Origin of the sequence: Streptomyces albipurpureus, from assembly GCF_023701525.1 — a bacterium.
Taxonomy (GTDB): domain Bacteria; phylum Actinomycetota; class Actinomycetes; order Streptomycetales; family Streptomycetaceae; genus Streptomyces; species Streptomyces albipurpureus.
This window is the reverse complement of sequence record NZ_JAMQAW010000001.1, coordinates 255,263-272,119: the sequence shown is the minus strand read 5'-3', so window position 1 is coordinate 272,119 and position 16,857 is coordinate 255,263. Positions and strand designations below refer to the sequence as shown.

Sequence of the window (16,857 nt, the reverse complement as noted above, 5' to 3'; positions counted from 1 at the left end):
AACCCGCAGGCGATAAACCCCTCTTGACGTTGTGTCATATCCCTGGGGGAGTCGGACATGAGCGTGACGAGCCAGTATCGGGATGCTTGGGAAGGTTTCTGGAGCGAGGCGACTGAGGAGCCAGGGGCAGTCTTCTGGGACGCGGAGCCCGCTCTCACGGCCGGAATGCATCTGGCCCGGTATGAACCACTGGTGGATGACGCCGGTCTCACCATGCTGGACCTCGGTTGCGGCAACGGAACCCAGACCCGCTTTCTCGCGGATCGTTTCCCCAAGGTGATGGGCGTCGATCTATCGGCCGCCGCCATAGACCTGGCCCATCGGCAGCAGGCGCTCAACCCCGGGAAACATCCCACCGGAGAGCTCGTCTTTCGGCGGTTCGACGCGGTGGACGAGGAATTGGTCGCCCTGCTCCACGCGGAAGTGGGCGACTGCAATGTCTATATGCGCGGGGTCCTCCACCAGACCGATCCACCGGATCGTCAGCGCCTGGTGGACTCGATCGCCGTACTGGTCGGCGAGCGGGGCAGGGCCTTCGTGGTGGATCTGGCCGAGGCCGCCGGGGCGAAGCTGGGGCAGTTGGCGCAGTTGCCGTCGGGGCCGCCGCCCAAGCTCCAACCGGTCTTCCGGCACGGGCTGGTGCCGGGTGCGGTGACGGACGAGGAAGTCGCCGAGTACTTCACCGCCGCTGGCCTCACGGTGTTGATCAGTGGTGATCTGCCCCTGACGACAACGGAGTACGAAGCGGACGGCTCCCGTATCCAGCTGCCGTCGAAGTGGGTTGTCATCGGACGCGGGGCATGACCCAGCCGGGTGCCCGGCGCAGTTGAGGCAGACGTGGGGCAACGGCTCGACCTTCGACCCAGCGAGGTCAGTGAGCCCAGCGAACGGCTGGAATGGACCGGGGAAGTGAATGCCCCGCGTCCTCGATCTCCCGCGCGTCGAGGGCGCGGGCCGTGTCGGCGAGATCAGCCCCCGGCGAGATCCGTGGGCGTACGGACGTACGGGGCGGGAAACGGGGCGGCGGGGCGTACGGGCGGGTGTTCCCGTTCCGTACGCCCCGCACGGTGGTGAGCGGGCTCTGGAATGCGCCTATGGCCCGCGTTGATCGGCTGCCACGGCCAGGCAGGCGGCGATCAGCACCACATTCTTGATGATGTACTGCCCCTCCAGGGTCGGCGTGGCCATTTGGGCGTTCCACATCTCGTTGGGCAGTAGGAACAGTGCCGCGAACACGCCGGTCATATGGAGGAAGAAGGCCGTGAGTACCAGGCGTAACAGCACTCCGGAGATGAGTCCCACACCGATCGCCGTCTCGAACAGCGCCAGCAGGGGTCGGGAGAACTCCGGCGGTACGAGGTCGAAGGTCAGCACGCTCATGGTGCGGGTGGCGACATCTTCGGCGGGGCTGGCCGCCGGGACGAACTTCATCACCCCGAACCAGAAGAAGACCAGCCCGACGGAGACCCTGAGCACGGTCGTGCTGTGGAGGCGGTAGCGCGCGAGGGCGGTCCCGATGAGGGGTTTGCCGCGCCGGCGCCGACCAGTCGGGCTCATGAGCAGGGGGCGCTCACTCGTCCGCCGGGAAGTGCCCGTTGTTGTCTGTCCGGTATGACCCATCATTGTCAGTCCTTCCCGATAGCGTGGCCCCGCCCCTGGGTATCCCTGTGCTCTCCACTTGTAGGAGCGGGTCGGCCAACGCCTCGGTCTTGTGTCCTTCCTGTCGGTCGCTCGTGGGGTGCGACCGACAGGTTTCTGCGCAGGAGTGGCAGTGACCGCTGGCCCGGGTACCCGCCAGCCCATTGAGGTAGTCCGCGCATTCAAGCCATGGCTCGGTGGACCTCGCGCCTGGCTCAGGCCAATCCCGCGGTCAGGTGCTGTCTGCGTTTCGGCTATGCCGTCTTCACCCGTGGCCCGCCGGGCAGGTACGGACCGGCCCAGCAGGACCGCGTGCGCGAGGGGCTCGCGGCCTCCCGGGCTGGGGACGCGCGACCGGGGGATGCCGGAGGTCTCCCGTCGCGATCGAGCAACCTGCGGGTGGGAACGGCGGTCTGGCGTGGCGGGCGAGCACCATCGGGGGCGGTGATGGGGCGGCCGGCCGCTACGAGGCCCGCGTGCTGCGGCAGGGCCACCGCGCGAGGGGCAATCATGTTGGGGGCATGATGTTCGACGGCATGGTGGTAGTCATCCGTTGTGATAGGCGGTGTGGGGGCGCCGATCGGCTCTCGGTCAAACGCATGGTTCCTCATGGGGGTGGGGGGATGCAGCTGAGCTATGCGTTCGAATCTGGCGTCACGTTATAAGCTCCAGCCCATGTCCGTAAAGGTCTGGACCAGTACCCGTTTCCTGTATGCGGGTGCCGGCCCCGCCCGCCGCGGCCATCAGCCGGGCTCCCATCGGGCGCCGGGCCCTCGAAGCCGCCGCCCATGAGGTTGCCCCGCTCCGCCCCCGCCCCTGGAGGCCCCGCCCGATGTCCCCGGTGCGGCCGGCCCCGGGCTGGCGCGGGGTGTGGGCGGGTTATCCGCGGCACGCCTCCCAGGTCAAGGGGCCATACCGTCGAGTAGGCCCCATGAGGGCCTCCGCTCAGGCGCCTTGCCGCCGCCGTTGTCCTGGCGATTGGCTGGGTGGTGGTCCCGGGCCACCCGTCCCAGTCCCCTCCGGGAACACGGCAAGGGCCCAGTGCCGTGCCGGGGACCGGGGGAATGATCTACTCAAAGCCGACAGGACCGATGTCAACGACTGAGGTCAGTGGGCCGGCGGACCCCACTGACCTGGGAAGAGCAGGGCACGTAGTGAAGATCCTCATCAGCGCCGACATGGAGGGCGCGACCGGTGTCACCTGGCCGGCCGATGTACTGCCCGGGACCCCTCAGTGGGAACGCTGCCGCGGTATGTTCACCTCCGATGTGCAGGCGGCTGCCCTGGGTTTCTTCGACGGTGGCGCCGATGACGTCCTCATCAACGAGGCGCACTGGTCCATGCGCAATCTGCTGCTGGAGCAACTGGACGAGCGCGTGCAGATGCTGACCGGACGGCATAAATCACTCTCCATGGTCGAGGGCGTCCAGCACGGGGATGTGGACGGCATCGCCTTCGTCGGCTACCACACCGGGGCGGGTACCGAGGGCGTTCTCGCCCACACCTATCTCGCCAACTCCATCACCGGCGTCTGGCTCAACGGAACACGTGCCAGCGAGGGGCTCCTCAACGCACAGGTGGTCGCCGAATACGGCGTCCCGGTGATCCTGATCACCGGCGACGATCTGACCTGCGTCGATGCCGATGGCTACGCTCCCAACGCGCGGAAGGTCGCGGTCAAGGACCATGTCTCGCGCTACGCCGCCGTCTGCCGCACCCCCACCCGCACCGCTGCCGACATCCGGGCGGCGGCCAAGGACGCCATGACACTGGCCGTCCGGTATGAACCGGTTCGCGGCGGCCCGTTCACGGTGGAGTTGGAGTTCGACGCCGAGCACCTCGCCGCCGCCGCCACCGTGGTCCCCGGCGTCGCGGGCAGCGGTGAACGGCGTATCTCGTACACCAGCGAGACCATGTATGAGGCGATCCGCACCTTCAAAGCGGTCACGACCATCGTTTCGGCAGCTGTGGAGGAGCAGTATGGCTGACATGAACACACACGGCGGGCCCCCCTCGCCCGCTGACGGTCCCATCGATGGACTGGCCCTCGACGAGGTGGTGGACTTCACCTCCGAGTTGATCCGCATCGACACCACCAACCGCGGCGGCGGCGACTGCCGGGAGCGCCCCGCCGCCGAGTACGCCGCTGAGCGGCTCGCCGCCGCGGGTCTCGAACCCCTCATGCTGGAGCGCACCCCGGGGCGCACCAATGTCGTCGCCCGGATCGCGGGCACCGACCCCTCGGCGGATGCCCTGCTGGTGCACGGCCATCTCGACGTGGTGCCGGCCGAACCCGCTGACTGGTCGGTTCACCCCTTCTCCGGCGAGGTGCGCGACGGGGTCGTCTGGGGCCGTGGGGCCGTCGACATGAAGAACATGGACGCGATGATCCTGGCCGTGGTCCGGTCCTGGGCGCGGGCGGGCGTACGGCCACGCCGCGATATCGTCATCGCCTTCACCGCCGATGAGGAGGCCAGCGCCGAGGACGGCTCCGGCTTCCTCGCCGAGGAGCACGCCGGCCTCTTCGAAGGGTGTACCGAGGGGATCAGCGAGTCGGGAGCCTTCAGCTTCCACGCCGGTCCCGGAATGACGCTCTACCCCATCGGCGCGGGTGAGCGCGGCACCGCCTGGCTCAAGCTCACCGCGCACGGACGGGCGGGCCACGGTTCCAAGGTCAACCGCGCCAACGCGGTCAGCCGTCTCGCCGCCGCCGTCGCCAGGATCGGCGACCACCAGTGGCCGGTTCGGCTCACCCCGACCGTGCGTGCCTGCCTCGCCGAACTCGCCCGGTTGCACGGCATCCACACCGATGTACACGCCCCGGACTTCGACGTCGACGACCTCATCGGCAAACTCGGCCCGGCCGCGGCCTTCGTCGAGCCCACCGTGCGCAACAGCTCCAACCCCACCATGTTGGACGCCGGCTACAAGATCAATGTGATTCCGGGGCACGCCACCGCCTTTATCGACGGACGGATGCTGCCCGGCGCCGAGGACGAGTTCGCGCGGACGATGGACCAACTGACGGGACCCGATGTCGAGTGGGAGTTCCAACACCGCGAGATCCCGCTCCAGGCGCCCGTGGACTCGCCGACGTTCGCCAAGCTCCGTGCCGCCGTCGAACGCTTTGACCCGGACGGACATGTGGTGCCGTACTGCATGGCCGGCGGCACCGACGCCAAGCAGTTCTCCCGACTCGGCATCACCGGCTACGGCTTCTCACCGCTGAAGCTGCCCCAGGGGTACGACTACGCGGCGATGTTCCACGGAGTCGATGAGCGCGTCCCCGTCGAGGGCCTGCACTTCGGTGTTCGGGTGCTGGACCACTATCTGCGACTGGCCTAGGGGGAGTCGGACATGGCAGCCACAGCCGCCTTTGGCACCTGGCCCTCACCGATCGATGCGGCCCTCGCCGCCTCACACGACGGGCGGCCCGAGTTCCTCGGCACCGTCGGCGACGAGGTCTGGTGGACGGCCCCGCGACCGGCTGAGGGCGGTAGACGCGCCCTGATCCGCAGCCGGGCGGACGGCTCCGTGGGATCGGTGCTTCCCGTGCCCTGGAACGTCCGCAGCCGGGTCATCGAGTACGGCGGTCACCCCTGGGCGGGTGTGCAGCGCCCCGACGGCACCCCGTTGGTCGTCTTCGTCCACTTCCCCGACCAACGCCTCTACGCCTATGAACCGGACACCCCGGGCGCTGAGCCACGGCCGCTCACCCCGCTCTCCCCCCGCTCGCCGGGTGGCGGCGGACTGCGCTGGGCCGACCCCCAGATGCTGCTGGACCGGGGCGAGGTGTGGTGCGTACTGGAGGAGTACACCGGTGAGTCGCCCACCGATGTGCGTCGGGTGATCGCCGCCGTGCCCCTGGACGGCTCCGCCGCGGATGACCGCACCGCCGTACGTGAACTCTGCGATGACCGGCACCGCTTTGTCACCGGGCCCCGGCTCTCCCCCGATGGGCGGCAGGCCGCCTGGATCGCCTGGGACCATCCCCAGATGCCCTGGGACGGCACCCAGGTGATGCTCGGGCAGGTCAGTGCGGCCAACGGCCCGTTCACCCGGGTACGACCGATCGCCGGCGGTACGGAGGAATCGATCCCCCAGGTCGAATGGGCACCGGATGGCTCGCTGCTCCTGCTCTCCGACTCCGCCGGCTGGTGGGAGCCGTGGCGCATCCGACCCGATGCCCTGTCCGGCAGCGAGACCGAAGCCCTGTCGGTCGGGCAGGGCGGCTTCGGCGAAGCGCTCTGCCCCGGGCGCGGCGAGGAGTTCGGCGGACCGCTGTGGAAGATCGGCCTCCAGTGGTTGCGGCCCCTGGACAACGGACTGATCGCCGTCATCCACGGGAAGGGCACCACCGCACTGGGCATCCTCGACCCCGAAACCGGGGAAGTCGTCGACGCCGCGGGCCGCTGGACCGAGTGGGCCGCCTCCCTGGCCGTCCAGGGGGACCGGGTCATCGGCATCGCGGCCAGCCCCCGCAGCGCCTACGAGATCGTTGAACTCGACACCCGCACCGGCCGCACCCGGGTCATCGGTGCGGCGCATGAGGACCCCGTCGACCCCGCCCACTACCCGCGACCCCAGATCCGGACCTTCAGCGGTCCCGGCGGTCGCGAGATCCACGCCCATGTCTATCCGCCGCACAGCCCCGACCGGGTCGCGCCCGACGGTGAACTCCCGCCCTTCGTCATCTGGGCGCACGGCGGCCCCACGGGCCACTCCCCGCTCGTACTCGACCTGGAGATCGCCTACTTCACCTCACGGGGCATCGGCGTCGCCGAAGTCAACTACGGCGGCTCGACCGGCTACGGCCGCGACTACCGCAACAGCCTGCGCCACCAGTGGGGCATCGTCGATGTCCAGGACTGCGCGGCCGTCGCCGGCGCGCTGGCCGACGAAGGCACCGCCGACCGCGCCCGGCTCGCCGTCCGCGGCGGCAGTGCCGGAGGCTGGACCACCGCCGCATCGCTGACCAGCACCGATATCTACGCATGTGGCAGCATCAGCTTCCCCGTCCTGGACCTTCTGGGCTGGGCCACCGATGAGACACACGACTTCGAGTCCCACTATCTGGAGTCGCTCATCGGCCCCCTCGCCGAAGTCCCGGACCGCTACCGGGAGCGCTCACCGATCCACCACAGCGATCGCATCACCGCCCCCTTCCTCCTGCTCCAGGGGCTCGATGACGTCATCTGCCCGCCCGCGCAGGCCCAGCGGCTCCTGGCGCAGATGGTGGGACGAGGCGTGCCCCACGCCTACATCGCGTTCGAAGGGGAGGGGCACGGCTTTCGCCGAGCGGACTCCATGGTGCGGGCCATCGAGGCCGAACTCTCCCTCTACGCCCAGACCTTCGGCATCAGCCGACCCGATGTACCCCTGCTGGAGCTCAAGAAGTGACCCTCACCCCCCTCACCCGAGCCCGCCGGTTGCAGCCGGGGGCCAAGGTCGCCATCGTCGCCCCCAGCGGACCCGTGCCCGATGAACGACTCGACGAAGGTCTGGAGTTCCTCCGCGGTTGGGGGCTGGAACCCGTGGTCATGCCCCATGTCCGCGGCGCCCACCGGCAGTTCCCCTATCTCGCCGCGACCGACGGCCAACGGGCGCGCGACCTCAACGAAGCCTGGTGCGATCCCTCGGTCTCCGCCGTCCTCTGCGCCCGTGGCGGCTACGGGGCACAGCGGATGGTGGACCTGCTGGACTGGACGGCGATCCGGGCCGCCGGGCCGAAGGTGTTCGCCGGCTACAGCGACATCACCGCACTGCACGAGGCGTTCGCCACCAGGACGGGCCTCGCGACCCTGCACGGGCCGATGCCCGGTTCACTGACCTTCCTCAAGGACGAGTCCACCCGCGAGTCGCTGCGCGCCACGCTCTTCGAACCCGAGTCGGTCCGAGTCCTCGGCCTGGAGACCGCCCGCCCCCTGGTGCCCGGTCGGGCCCGGGGAATCACCCTCGGCGGCTGTGCCAGCATGCTCGCCGCTGACCTCGGCACCCCCCATGCCCGTACCGACGCGGCCGGTGGACTGGTGCTCCTCGAAGACGTGGGGGAGGACAGCTACCGAATCGACCGTATCCTCACCCAGCTGCTGCGCTCCGGCTGGCTGGACGGCATCACCGGTATCGCCCTCGGTTCCTGGGCCGAGTGCGGACCCTACGACCGGGTACGGGAAGTGCTGGTGGACCGGCTCGGTGGACTCGGTGTACCGGTGGTCGAGGAGTTGGGGTTCGGGCACGGGGACCGCAATCTGACCATGCCCCTGGGGGTGTCCGCGGTCCTGGACGCCGATGCCGGAACGGTGACCCTGGACGAGCCCGCACTGAGCTAGCCCAGGCCGGAGTGGGGACGCCACCCCAGGAAGGGGCCCGCGGCCCGCCCCCACCGACCAGTGGGGCAAGCGCCGCCCAGCGGAACACCCACACCGCGTGGGGTGCCCCACCGGGTTCTCCACGCGACGACGATCCCCGGCCGACCCGTCCGCGGCCGGCGCCATCGTCCCCGTATGTCTCGCCGATCGGGCGGCACTGCGCGCGTAGACGGCGACAAACGGGCGTGCACTGATCGTCCGAATGGCACGATGGGGGCATGAGGGGGCAGTTGGATGTGTGGCGTGCACGACGAACACGCCCTGTCCCCACCACCATCGTCACCCCGAAGAACGGCGGATACGCCGCGAACCTCACCCAGACCGGCCGCCCGGACGCCGGTCCCCATCTCCGCACCGACGCGCCAGGGCCCAGCAAGCCCCGGCCCTTCGGCACCGTTGTGGCGCTCCTCCTCGTCACGGCCGGTGCTTCCCTGGCCCTCTGGGGGGCCGACTCCCACGGGAAGGGCCCGAATTGGCTCGGGGCCGGCGTGCTCATCGTCGGAGTCCTGCCATGGGTCGGTGCCGGCCTGACCCGGCGCAACAGGGTCTTCGACCTCGACACCGAGCGTCTCGACAGCGCCGCGGCGCAGCTCGGCGGATGGCTGCGCACCGCCTACGACCAGGAGGAGCGCCGCTCCCGCATCCACGAGCCGGTTCCCCTGCAGCTCCGCTGGGGCCCGGGCGACCCCCTGCTGGTCGATCACTGGAAGAACATCAGCCTGGGCAGTAGCCAGCTCCCCGACCTGGGTGGGGAGTTCGACGACATCAACGATGTCTTCCACCGGCTACCTTCCCGCCGGCTCGTGGTGCTCGGGGCACCCGGGGCGGGCAAGTCCGTGCTGGCGCTGCGCCTTGCCCGCCGGGCACTGGGCAAGGGACCGGTACCCGTGGTGCTTCCGCTGGCCTCCTGGCAACCCGGGGGGCAGGGGCTGTGGCAGTGGGCCGCCGAACAACTCGCGGAGCGCCACCCCCGCCTCGCGGACTCGGCGGATGAGCGCACGGCCATCGCCCTGGCCCTGCTGGAGAGCGGCCGGGTCCTTCCCGTACTCGATGGATGGGACGAGATCCCGACGGCCGTCCAGGCATCGGCGTTCAGGGAGTTCAGTGCCAGCCTGCGGTCCGAGGCGCGGTTTGTGCTCACCAGCCGCACCGATGCCTACGCGCGTGTCGTGGCGGAGTGCGGTGTGCTGTCAGCGGCGGCCGTGATCGAGTTGGAGCGGCTGACGGTGGCGCAGCTCGCTGAGCATCTGCCCCGCACCAGCAGACCCACCAGTGCGGCAGGTCGCATCGCCACCAAGTGGGACCCGGTCCTCGATCGGCTACGCCAAGGTGGCGACGGCGGCGGCGATGCCCGGAGCGATACCGAGAGCGACAGGGCCGCACATCGGCTGCGCACCGCGCTCGCCACCCCGCTGATGGTCCAACTCGCCCGCGCCGCCTACAGCGATACCCAGGCCGACCCCGCGGAGCTCCTGGACGACACCGCCAGATTCCCGGACCACCACGCCATCGAAGCCCATCTCATCGACCGTTTCCTTCCCTCCGTGTACGCGGGTGCCCTCGCCGATCGGCGTTGGGACCCGGCTGCGGCCGAGGGCTGGCTGCGCTTCCTGGCCCGCCACATCCGCGCCGGCAGCACCCAGGAGCTGGAGTGGTGGCGGCTGGATCTCGCGGCTCCCCGATGGGCCGGCCCCCTCGGTTTTCTGCCCTCGATAGTCGCCATGACCGCCATCGCCTACGGGATCGGTCTCGGGGCGGCCCGTACCACCGCGGTACCCGCGGGCAGGGTCTGGCCCACACTGGCGCTTCTGGCACTGGTCGCCCTGGTGGTCGGCTGGCGCAGCATCGACCCCGCCGCACTGCCCGCCCCCCGCCGCTGGCGCGCCCGGATATCCCGCCCGCTGCCACTGACCGAACCCGCCGACACCTCCGCGGCCACTCCCTGGGAGGTGCTGCGCCAGGACCGGACCACGGCCCTCCTCACCGGCGTACAGCGCCCGCTCTCCCCGGACGGCTGGCTCGGCGCCCTCCGCACCACACTGATCCTCACCCCGATCGCCGTGCTGCTCTGGCTGCTGTCGGCCGGTGCGGACACCCCGGGGGACAGGACCTGGGCGGCGCCCGCCCTGCTGGGGTTGATCGCCTGGCTGCTCTACGGTGTCGCGCTCTCCGCCTGGGGACGCTATACGGTGGCGCGGATCTACCTCGCCGGGCGGGGCAAGCTGCCCTGGCGGTTGAGCGCCTTCCTCCAGGACGCTCATCGCCGGGGGGTGCTGCGACAGAGCGGCGGGCGCTATCGCTTTCGCCACCGTGAACTCCTCCACCGGCTCTCGGGTGACACCGTCTCGCTGCGGCCCGCTGCGTCCCAGGGCGGAAGACGTGCGGGCCGGGTGGGCCTGGAGGTCGGAGTCGGGCTCACCGTCGTCGTCTGGCTCGGTGCGGCCGCGGTGCACACGGTCGGCTCCGCGGGGCCCGTCCGCGCCGTTGCTCCCGCCTGCTCCCTGCTCACCACCGCGCAACTGGCACCCGCGATCAGTGATCCCTACAGCCGACCGGCCGGTCCAACCGGCGAAGCCGACCAGTGTCAGTGGAGCGAACTCGCGCCGTTCCACCGCGATGTACGGGTGGAGCTGACCATCACCGTCACACGCCCCGACGGGGGCAGGAGCGCACTCACCGTCGCCGACCGGCGCGTTCGGGAGGGGAACGGCGACAAGCTCACCGGTGTGGGCGACGCGGCGGTGGCGGACACCTGGAGCAACGGCTCCGGGCCGGGAGCGGCCACGGCCTCGGTACGTGCCCGGGCCAAGAACGTCGTGGTTGACCTCCGATACAGCGAACAGGTATCCGATCAGCCCCGGGTCATCTCCATGGCGGGCATCCTGACGCGTCAGGTGCTGCACAACGCCGGACTGGGGCCGTCCCCCGGCGTCGCTCTCTCCACCGTCTCCAGCCCTGTGCCGCCCACCCACTCCCCGTACTCCCGCTACCGCCGGGAGAGCCCGAGCTCCCTGGTCGGTCCGGTGTGGCAGCCGACCGACCGCTCCCAACTCCTGGAGGTGGACGGCGTCCCGCTGGTGTTCCGGGCGCCCAGGACGGACTGTGAGAGCGGCCCGGTCTGCGGAATCCGGGTCACCGGTGCCGGCGGGGAGATCGAGACCGTGCCCGGCTCGCTCAAAGCCGGCCTTCGACCGTGTGGAGCAGCGCCCTGCGACCATCAGGCCGTCGAACGCTCGCTGCGCGACCGCACCAACCCGAGCACCACGGAAGCCGACTGGTCCTGGGCTGATTCCACCACCGCGTTCGCCGATGTCCCCTGTCGGCCGGAGCCCTCCGTCGACCGGTCCGGCACGGACGATCCGCACTGCGTCGAACTGGTGCGGGCCATCAGCTACGACGGTCGCCACTATCTGCTGGAGCTACGGACCACCATCGCCAAGGAGCACGCGGATGTGATGCGCAAGACCGTGAACGACCTCTACACCCAGAGCCGCCCACCCGCCTCAGCACGGCGCTGATCACCTCACCGACCCAACGGAAGCGTCCGGGCGCCACGGACCGGGACCTCATGGTGGACGCGGCTGACCGACGGTGGCGGTGATGGTGACCACCACCCGTCCGGCAGCGGGCGTCGACGCCCGGTCCGCTCATGATCCACGTGGATGGCCCGGTGTTCCGCGGGCTACCGCGTCGGCTGAGTGGCGAGCGCCGCGTACCCCGGGCGGATGACCTCGTCGATCAGCCGCTGCCGCTCCGGCAGCGGGAGGAAGGCCGACTCGATCGCCGCGACGGTGAACTCCTCGAACACCTCCGGCCCGTACCCGAACGCCCGCACCATGTGCTGGAACTCCTGGCTCATGGTGGTGCCGGAGACCAGTCGGTTGTCCGTGTTGAGGGTCACGCGGAAGCCGAGCCCGCGCAGCAGATCGATCGGGTGGGTGGCGTAGTCCTTCGCCGCGCCCGTCTGGAGGTTGGAGGTCGGGCACAGCTCCAGCGCGATGCGGTTGTCGCGGACGTAGGCGGCCAGATGGCCGAGGGAGGCCGTGCCGTCGTCGTGCACCGTGATGTCATCGGTGATGCGCACTCCGTGTCCGATCCGCTCCGCGCCGCAGATCCCGACGGCCTCGTGGATGGACTCGGCGCCCACGGCCTCACCGGCGTGGATGGTGAAGTGGCAGTTGTGTCGCTTCAGATGCTGGAAGGCGGTCAGATGGCGGGCCGGCGGGTTGCCGACTTCGCCGCCCGCGATGTCGAAGCCGGCCACTCCGCGATCGCGGTGGGCGACCGTGAGCTCGGCTATCTCCAGTGAGCGGTCGGTGTGCCGCATGCCGGTGAGCAGCGTACGGACCGTGATCCGTCCCCGCGCACGACGCTCGCCCTCCCGGAAACCGGCGTTGACCGCGTCCACGACCTCATCGAGGGTCAGCCCGCGCTCCAGATGCTGCTCCGGGGCGTAGCGGATCTCCGCGTAGACGACCCCGTCGGCCGCCAGGTCCTCGGCGCACTCGGCGGCCACCCGCTCCAGGGCGCCCTGGGTCTGCATCACCGCGCAGGTGTGGGCGAACGTCTCCAGATACCGTTCCAGCGAGCCGGAGTCCGCCGCGTCCCGGAACCACTCGGCCAGGGCCCTCGGGTCCTCGGTGGGCAGCGCGTCATAGCCGTGCTCCCGGGCCAGCTCGATGATCGTGGCGGGGCGGAGACCGCCGTCCAGATGGTCATGGAGTACGACCTTGGGCACGGTGATGATGTCAGACAAGTGCATGGCCCGGGAGTGTACGGCACCCGAGGGCGGTGCCGCCGTGACGGCCGTCTCGGCCGCTGCCCGCTCCCCGTCGTCCCGGGGCTCCTCCGCGGCCGGTCGCCGGATCAGCCCGAGTGGAGCACGGGCAGGGCGGGCGCGCCCGTCGGCAACATGTGCTTGGCCGCCAGCACCGGGGTACCGCCCGCCCGCACCACCTGGGTGATCAGCACCGCGGGGGTCCCCGGGGCGCGGTCCAACTGCTCCCCGCGACGCTGTCCGAGGAGCGTCGCGGTCACCGCGCTGTGTCCGGTCAGCTGTGTCTCGCGCGAGGCCCCGACCAGTACGGCGAGCATGGAGCCGGCCGGGGCCGAAGAGGATCGCAGCGCCTTGGCGAAGGCGGGATGGGCCCCTTGCAGGACGTCTTCGGGGGCCGCCCACTCCTGGCTGAGCACGGCGGCCATGCCCTCGGTCTCCAGTACGGACTCCCAGAACCGCAGCTCGGACCCGGCGGGGGCGAGCAGTTGCTGAGTGGTGAAGTCGGTGGGCTCCTCGACCGCCCGCAGCAGCGGTCCCACCCGCGCCGCCGAGCCGCTGGACAGCAACTCCTCCAGGGGCTGGATACGCTCATGGCCGCGGCGCGGCGGGCTGATGTTGACGGTACGGCCGACCCCGCGGCGCACGGTCAGCAACCCGTCCTCCTGGAGCAGCAGCAGGGCCTCGCGGAGCGCGGGCCGGCTCACCCCGAGCTCGGTCGCCAGCCGCGGTTCCGACGGCAGGGTGGAGCCAGGGGGGTAGGCGCCTTCGTTGATGGCGTCGGCGATCCGTTCGTACAGGACGACAACAGGTCGGCGCTGTGGTCGGCTGACTGCCACCATCGACTCCTCTTCCAGGGCTCTTCCACGGAATGACTCTCTAGCTTGTCAGACAGGAGCCGGGAGGGTTTCGAGGTTCCAGAACCTTTGGCACTCACGCCGACGACGCGCTCTGCCGCCCCGACCGTTCCTCACCCGAACGGCCCGCTCCACCGAACCCCCCTGCCGGACTCGACCCATTCTGGTGGCATGAGCGCCCAGGGAACATCGAGAGGCCGGAAGAGCGGCTTCCGGGATCGGCTGACGCCCGCGCGGATCGCGGTCGGCGTACTCACGATCCTGGCCATCGTCTTCATCTTCGAGAACACCCGGGAAGTCAGGATCCGACTGCTCATCCCGGAAGTCACCATGCCGCTCTATCTCGCCCTGCTGGCCATGTTCGTCATCGGGGCCCTGTGCGGCGGCTACTTCTTCCGGCGACGCCCCAGATAGCGGCCCCAGCAGAGCCGATAACCTGCCGAGATGCCCACCTCCCCGCCCACCGGGTCAGCTGGCCACCACTATCTGGCGGTCGGCCCCAGAGTGGGCGTCCGACCCTTCACCCAGGAGGACGGCGAGGAGTTCACCGCGGCCGCGCGGGCCAGCGTCGGTCACCACCGGCCCTGGCTCTTCCCGCCCCTCACCGTCGAGGCGTACGCCACCTATGCGCGGCACCTCATCGACGACCCCGCCAGAGTGGGGCTGCTGGTCTGTGCGAGGGAACCGTCCCCCGGGAGTGAGGCCGGCCCTGGCGCGGCTCGCCAGCGTGAGCCTGGGCGGGCGAGCCCATCGGCGCGAGGACCGGATCGCATCGCCGGATTCATCAACATCAACAACATCGTTCGAGGCTCCTTTCGCTGCGGAGCCCTCGGCTACGGTGCCTTCGCCCACGCCAGCGGGCGCGGGCTGCTGCGCGAGGCCCTTGACCTGGTGCTGCGCTACGCCTTCGGTCCGCTCGACCTCCATCGGCTCGAAGCCAACGTCCAGCCCGGGAATCTGGCCTCCCTGGCGCTCATCCGGGGTGCGGGCTTCCGGCTGGAGGGCTATTCACCCGACTTCCTCCACATTGATGGAGCCTGGCGCGACCATGAGCGATGGGCGATCACCAGCGCCATGCGTGAGAGCGCCGAGTCGTAGTTGGCCAAAGACTGACCCCCCGGTACCCCTGTTCGCCGGCCCGATGACCCTGTTCCATGGTCATCGGGCCGCCGCCCGCTGGAGTCGGCGGCCTCCGAGAAGCGAAGTGAGGTTGCCTTGGCCACCACCGTGCGGCGTACCGTACTGAACCTGCCCGCGGCCCCGGTGGGCCCGGCCAATCCGCTGCCCGCACTGCGACCGCTCGGCGAGAAGCACTCCCTCAGCGAGCGGGCGATGGCGGAGCTGCCGCGCGACATGGCGCGCCAGATCCGCTATGAGCCACTGCGCACCTTGCTCCCGGTGCGGGTGCTCGACGGCTACGACCGAGAGCGCACCCCGGCTGAGTTCGCCGCCATCGTCATCGAGAACGACCAGCTGCGCGCCACCGTACTGCCGGAGTTCGGCGGCCGGATCCACTCCCTGCACCACAAAGCGACCGGACGGGAACTCCTCTACCGCAACCCGGTGTTCCAGCCAGCGAACTTCGCCCTCAACGGCGCCTGGTTCTCCGGCGGCATCGAGTGGAACATCGGCGCGACCGGACATTCCACCCTCTCCTGCGCACCGCTGCACGCAGCCGTGGTCCCCGCCCCCGACGGCGGCGAGATGCTGAGGCTCTGGGAGTGGGAACGACTACGCGACCTCCCCTTCCAGATCGACCTCTGGCTACCGTCGGACTCCGCCTTCCTCTACGCCGGCATCCGCGTCCGCAATCCCCATGAGCGGCCCGCACCCGTCTACTGGTGGAGCAGTACGGCCGTCGAGGAGCGCCCCGACACCCGCGTTCTCGCCCCCGCCGATGAGGCCTGGCACTGTGACTACGCCCGTAACCTCGAACGAGTGCCGGTACCCGAACAGCAGGGTGTGGACCGCACCTATCCACTGCGTAGCGACCACCCGGCGGACTACTTCTATGAAGTTCCCAGCGGCGCCCGCAAATGGATCGCCGCGCTCGACGGGGAAGGCCATGGACTCGTCCTGACGTCGACCGACACGCTGCGCGGCCGCAAACTCTTCCTGTGGGGGGCCGGCGGCGCCGGACGGCGCTGGCAGCGTTGGCTGACCGACCCGGACACACCCGGATACGCCGAGATCCAAGCGGGACTCGCCCGTACCCAGCTGGAGCACGTACGTCTCGAAGGCGAGAGCGACGTCAGCTGGCTGGAGGCATATGGACCGCTCAGCGCCGATCCCGCCGCGGTACACGGCGAGGACTGGGCCGGAGCCAGGACCGAGGTCGAGTCACGGCTGAGCGCGGCGCTGTCCCGGGAGGCCGTGGACGCCGCGTACCGGGCGTGGCTGCCCCATGCGGACACCGAGCCGGTCAGCTCGCTCGCCGCCGGATCGGGGTGGGGCGCCCTGGAGGTGCTGCGCACCGGCTTCAAACTGCCCGGCACCCCCTTCGGCGAGGCGACGCTCGGAGACGAACAGGCTCCCTGGCATGAGCTGCTGACCTCCGGGGTCCTTCCGGAGCCACGCCGGGTCCTTCCCCCGGGGCCATCGCTGGTGGCCCAGCACTGGCGCGACATGCTGGAGACCGCGCCCGCCGACCCGCTCACCGAGTACCACCTCGGCGTGGCGCAGTGGCACGCCGGCGACCTCGCCCAAGCGGTGCGCAGTTGGGAACGCGGCCTGGAACTGGCACCGTCCCGCTGGCCGCTGCTGCGCTGCCTCGCCGTGGCGGACCAGGAAGGCGGCCATCCGGAGCGCGCCGCCGAACGTTTCGCCGAGGCCTTCGACGACCTCTGCCAAGAGCGCCGCGACAGCGGGGAGACCTGGACGGCCGCCACGACCGCGCTGGGCCGGGAGGCGATCGAAGCCCTGCTGGCCACGGGCCGCACCGAGGAGGCCCGCACGGTCTGGGCCAGGCTGCGCCCAGCGGTTCAGCAGCGCGGCCGGTTCCGTCTGATCCATGCCCGGCTGCTGCTGGCCGAGGGATATCGCGACGAGGCGCGGGCGATCTTTGACGCGGGGTTCGAGGTGGCCGACCTCAAGGAGGGGGCCGAGATCCTGGCGGGGACATGGTCCGAACTGTCGGATGAGCCGGTGCCTGAGACATACGACTACCGGATGCGGCCCGCGGACTGAGGCGCGTGGGCGTGAGCAGGGGGAGGACCGGGCA

12 protein-coding genes are annotated in these 16,857 nt (G+C 70.4%); 9 read left to right on the top strand and 3 right to left on the bottom strand.

Going from position 1 to position 16,857, the window contains the following annotated elements:
* The first annotated feature begins 57 nt into the window (after positions 1-57).
* The gene (locus NBG84_RS01185) at positions 58-804 is read left to right on the top strand and encodes a class I SAM-dependent methyltransferase (RefSeq protein WP_250917293.1); all 747 of its coding nucleotides are present in this window, start codon (positions 58-60) and stop codon (positions 802-804) included.
* Positions 805-1,092: 288 nt separating this feature from the next.
* Here NBG84_RS01185 and NBG84_RS01180 read toward each other — a convergent pair whose 3' ends face one another.
* Complete coding sequence (locus tag NBG84_RS01180) at positions 1,093-1,557, bottom strand: DoxX family membrane protein (RefSeq protein WP_250917292.1); 465 nt, start codon at positions 1,555-1,557, stop codon at positions 1,093-1,095.
* A gap of 1,235 nt (positions 1,558-2,792) precedes the next feature.
* Between NBG84_RS01180 and NBG84_RS01175 the strand changes: the two genes are divergently transcribed.
* The 5 genes from NBG84_RS01175 (at position 2,793) to NBG84_RS01155 (ending at position 11,524) form a co-directional block, all read left to right on the top strand.
* Positions 2,793-3,626 carry a M55 family metallopeptidase gene (locus NBG84_RS01175; RefSeq protein WP_250917291.1) on the top strand — a complete coding sequence of 278 codons (834 nt, stop codon included), beginning with the start codon at positions 2,793-2,795 and terminating at the stop codon, positions 3,624-3,626.
* Position 3,627: 1 nt separating this feature from the next.
* The gene (locus NBG84_RS01170) at positions 3,628-4,983 is read left to right on the top strand and encodes a M20/M25/M40 family metallo-hydrolase (protein WP_250917318.1); all 1,356 of its coding nucleotides are present in this window, start codon (positions 3,628-3,630) and stop codon (positions 4,981-4,983) included.
* Between the two features lie 12 nt (positions 4,984-4,995).
* Entirely contained in the window at positions 4,996-7,038 is a 2,043-nt protein-coding gene (locus NBG84_RS01165; protein ID WP_250917290.1) for a S9 family peptidase, read from the top strand.
* A complete protein-coding gene (locus NBG84_RS01160) occupies positions 7,035-7,967 on the top strand; it encodes a S66 peptidase family protein (RefSeq protein WP_250917289.1) in 933 nt (310 codons plus the stop codon). Before NBG84_RS01165 ends, NBG84_RS01160 begins: the two co-directional genes overlap by 4 nt.
* 257 nt (positions 7,968-8,224) lie before the next feature.
* Positions 8,225-11,524 carry an NACHT domain-containing protein gene (locus NBG84_RS01155; protein WP_250917288.1) on the top strand — a complete coding sequence of 1,100 codons (3,300 nt, stop codon included), beginning with the start codon at positions 8,225-8,227 and terminating at the stop codon, positions 11,522-11,524.
* A gap of 164 nt (positions 11,525-11,688) precedes the next feature.
* On the opposite strand, the gene NBG84_RS01150 is transcribed toward NBG84_RS01155, so the two are convergent.
* Together NBG84_RS01150 and NBG84_RS01145 are read right to left on the bottom strand one after the other, a co-directional pair.
* Complete coding sequence (locus NBG84_RS01150; RefSeq protein ID WP_250917287.1) at positions 11,689-12,768, bottom strand: adenosine deaminase; 1,080 nt, start codon at positions 12,766-12,768, stop codon at positions 11,689-11,691.
* Positions 12,769-12,872: 104 nt separating this feature from the next.
* Positions 12,873-13,619, bottom strand: a complete 747-nt coding sequence (locus NBG84_RS01145; RefSeq protein ID WP_250917286.1) for a GntR family transcriptional regulator — start codon at positions 13,617-13,619, stop codon at positions 12,873-12,875.
* Positions 13,620-13,808: 189 nt separating this feature from the next.
* Between NBG84_RS01145 and NBG84_RS01140 the strand changes: the two genes are divergently transcribed.
* The 3 genes from NBG84_RS01140 (at position 13,809) to NBG84_RS01130 (ending at position 16,823) form a co-directional block, all read left to right on the top strand.
* Positions 13,809-14,051 carry a lipopolysaccharide assembly protein LapA domain-containing protein gene (locus NBG84_RS01140; RefSeq protein ID WP_250917285.1) on the top strand — a complete coding sequence of 81 codons (243 nt, stop codon included), beginning with the start codon at positions 13,809-13,811 and terminating at the stop codon, positions 14,049-14,051.
* Positions 14,052-14,081: 30 nt separating this feature from the next.
* The gene (locus NBG84_RS01135; protein WP_250917284.1) at positions 14,082-14,735 is read left to right on the top strand and encodes a GNAT family N-acetyltransferase; all 654 of its coding nucleotides are present in this window, start codon (positions 14,082-14,084) and stop codon (positions 14,733-14,735) included.
* A 117-nt stretch (positions 14,736-14,852) separates the two neighbouring features.
* Positions 14,853-16,823 (top strand): DUF5107 domain-containing protein, encoded by a 1,971-nt coding sequence (locus NBG84_RS01130; protein WP_250917283.1) that lies wholly within the window; start codon positions 14,853-14,855, stop codon positions 16,821-16,823.
* Positions 16,824-16,857: the final 34 nt, after the last annotated feature.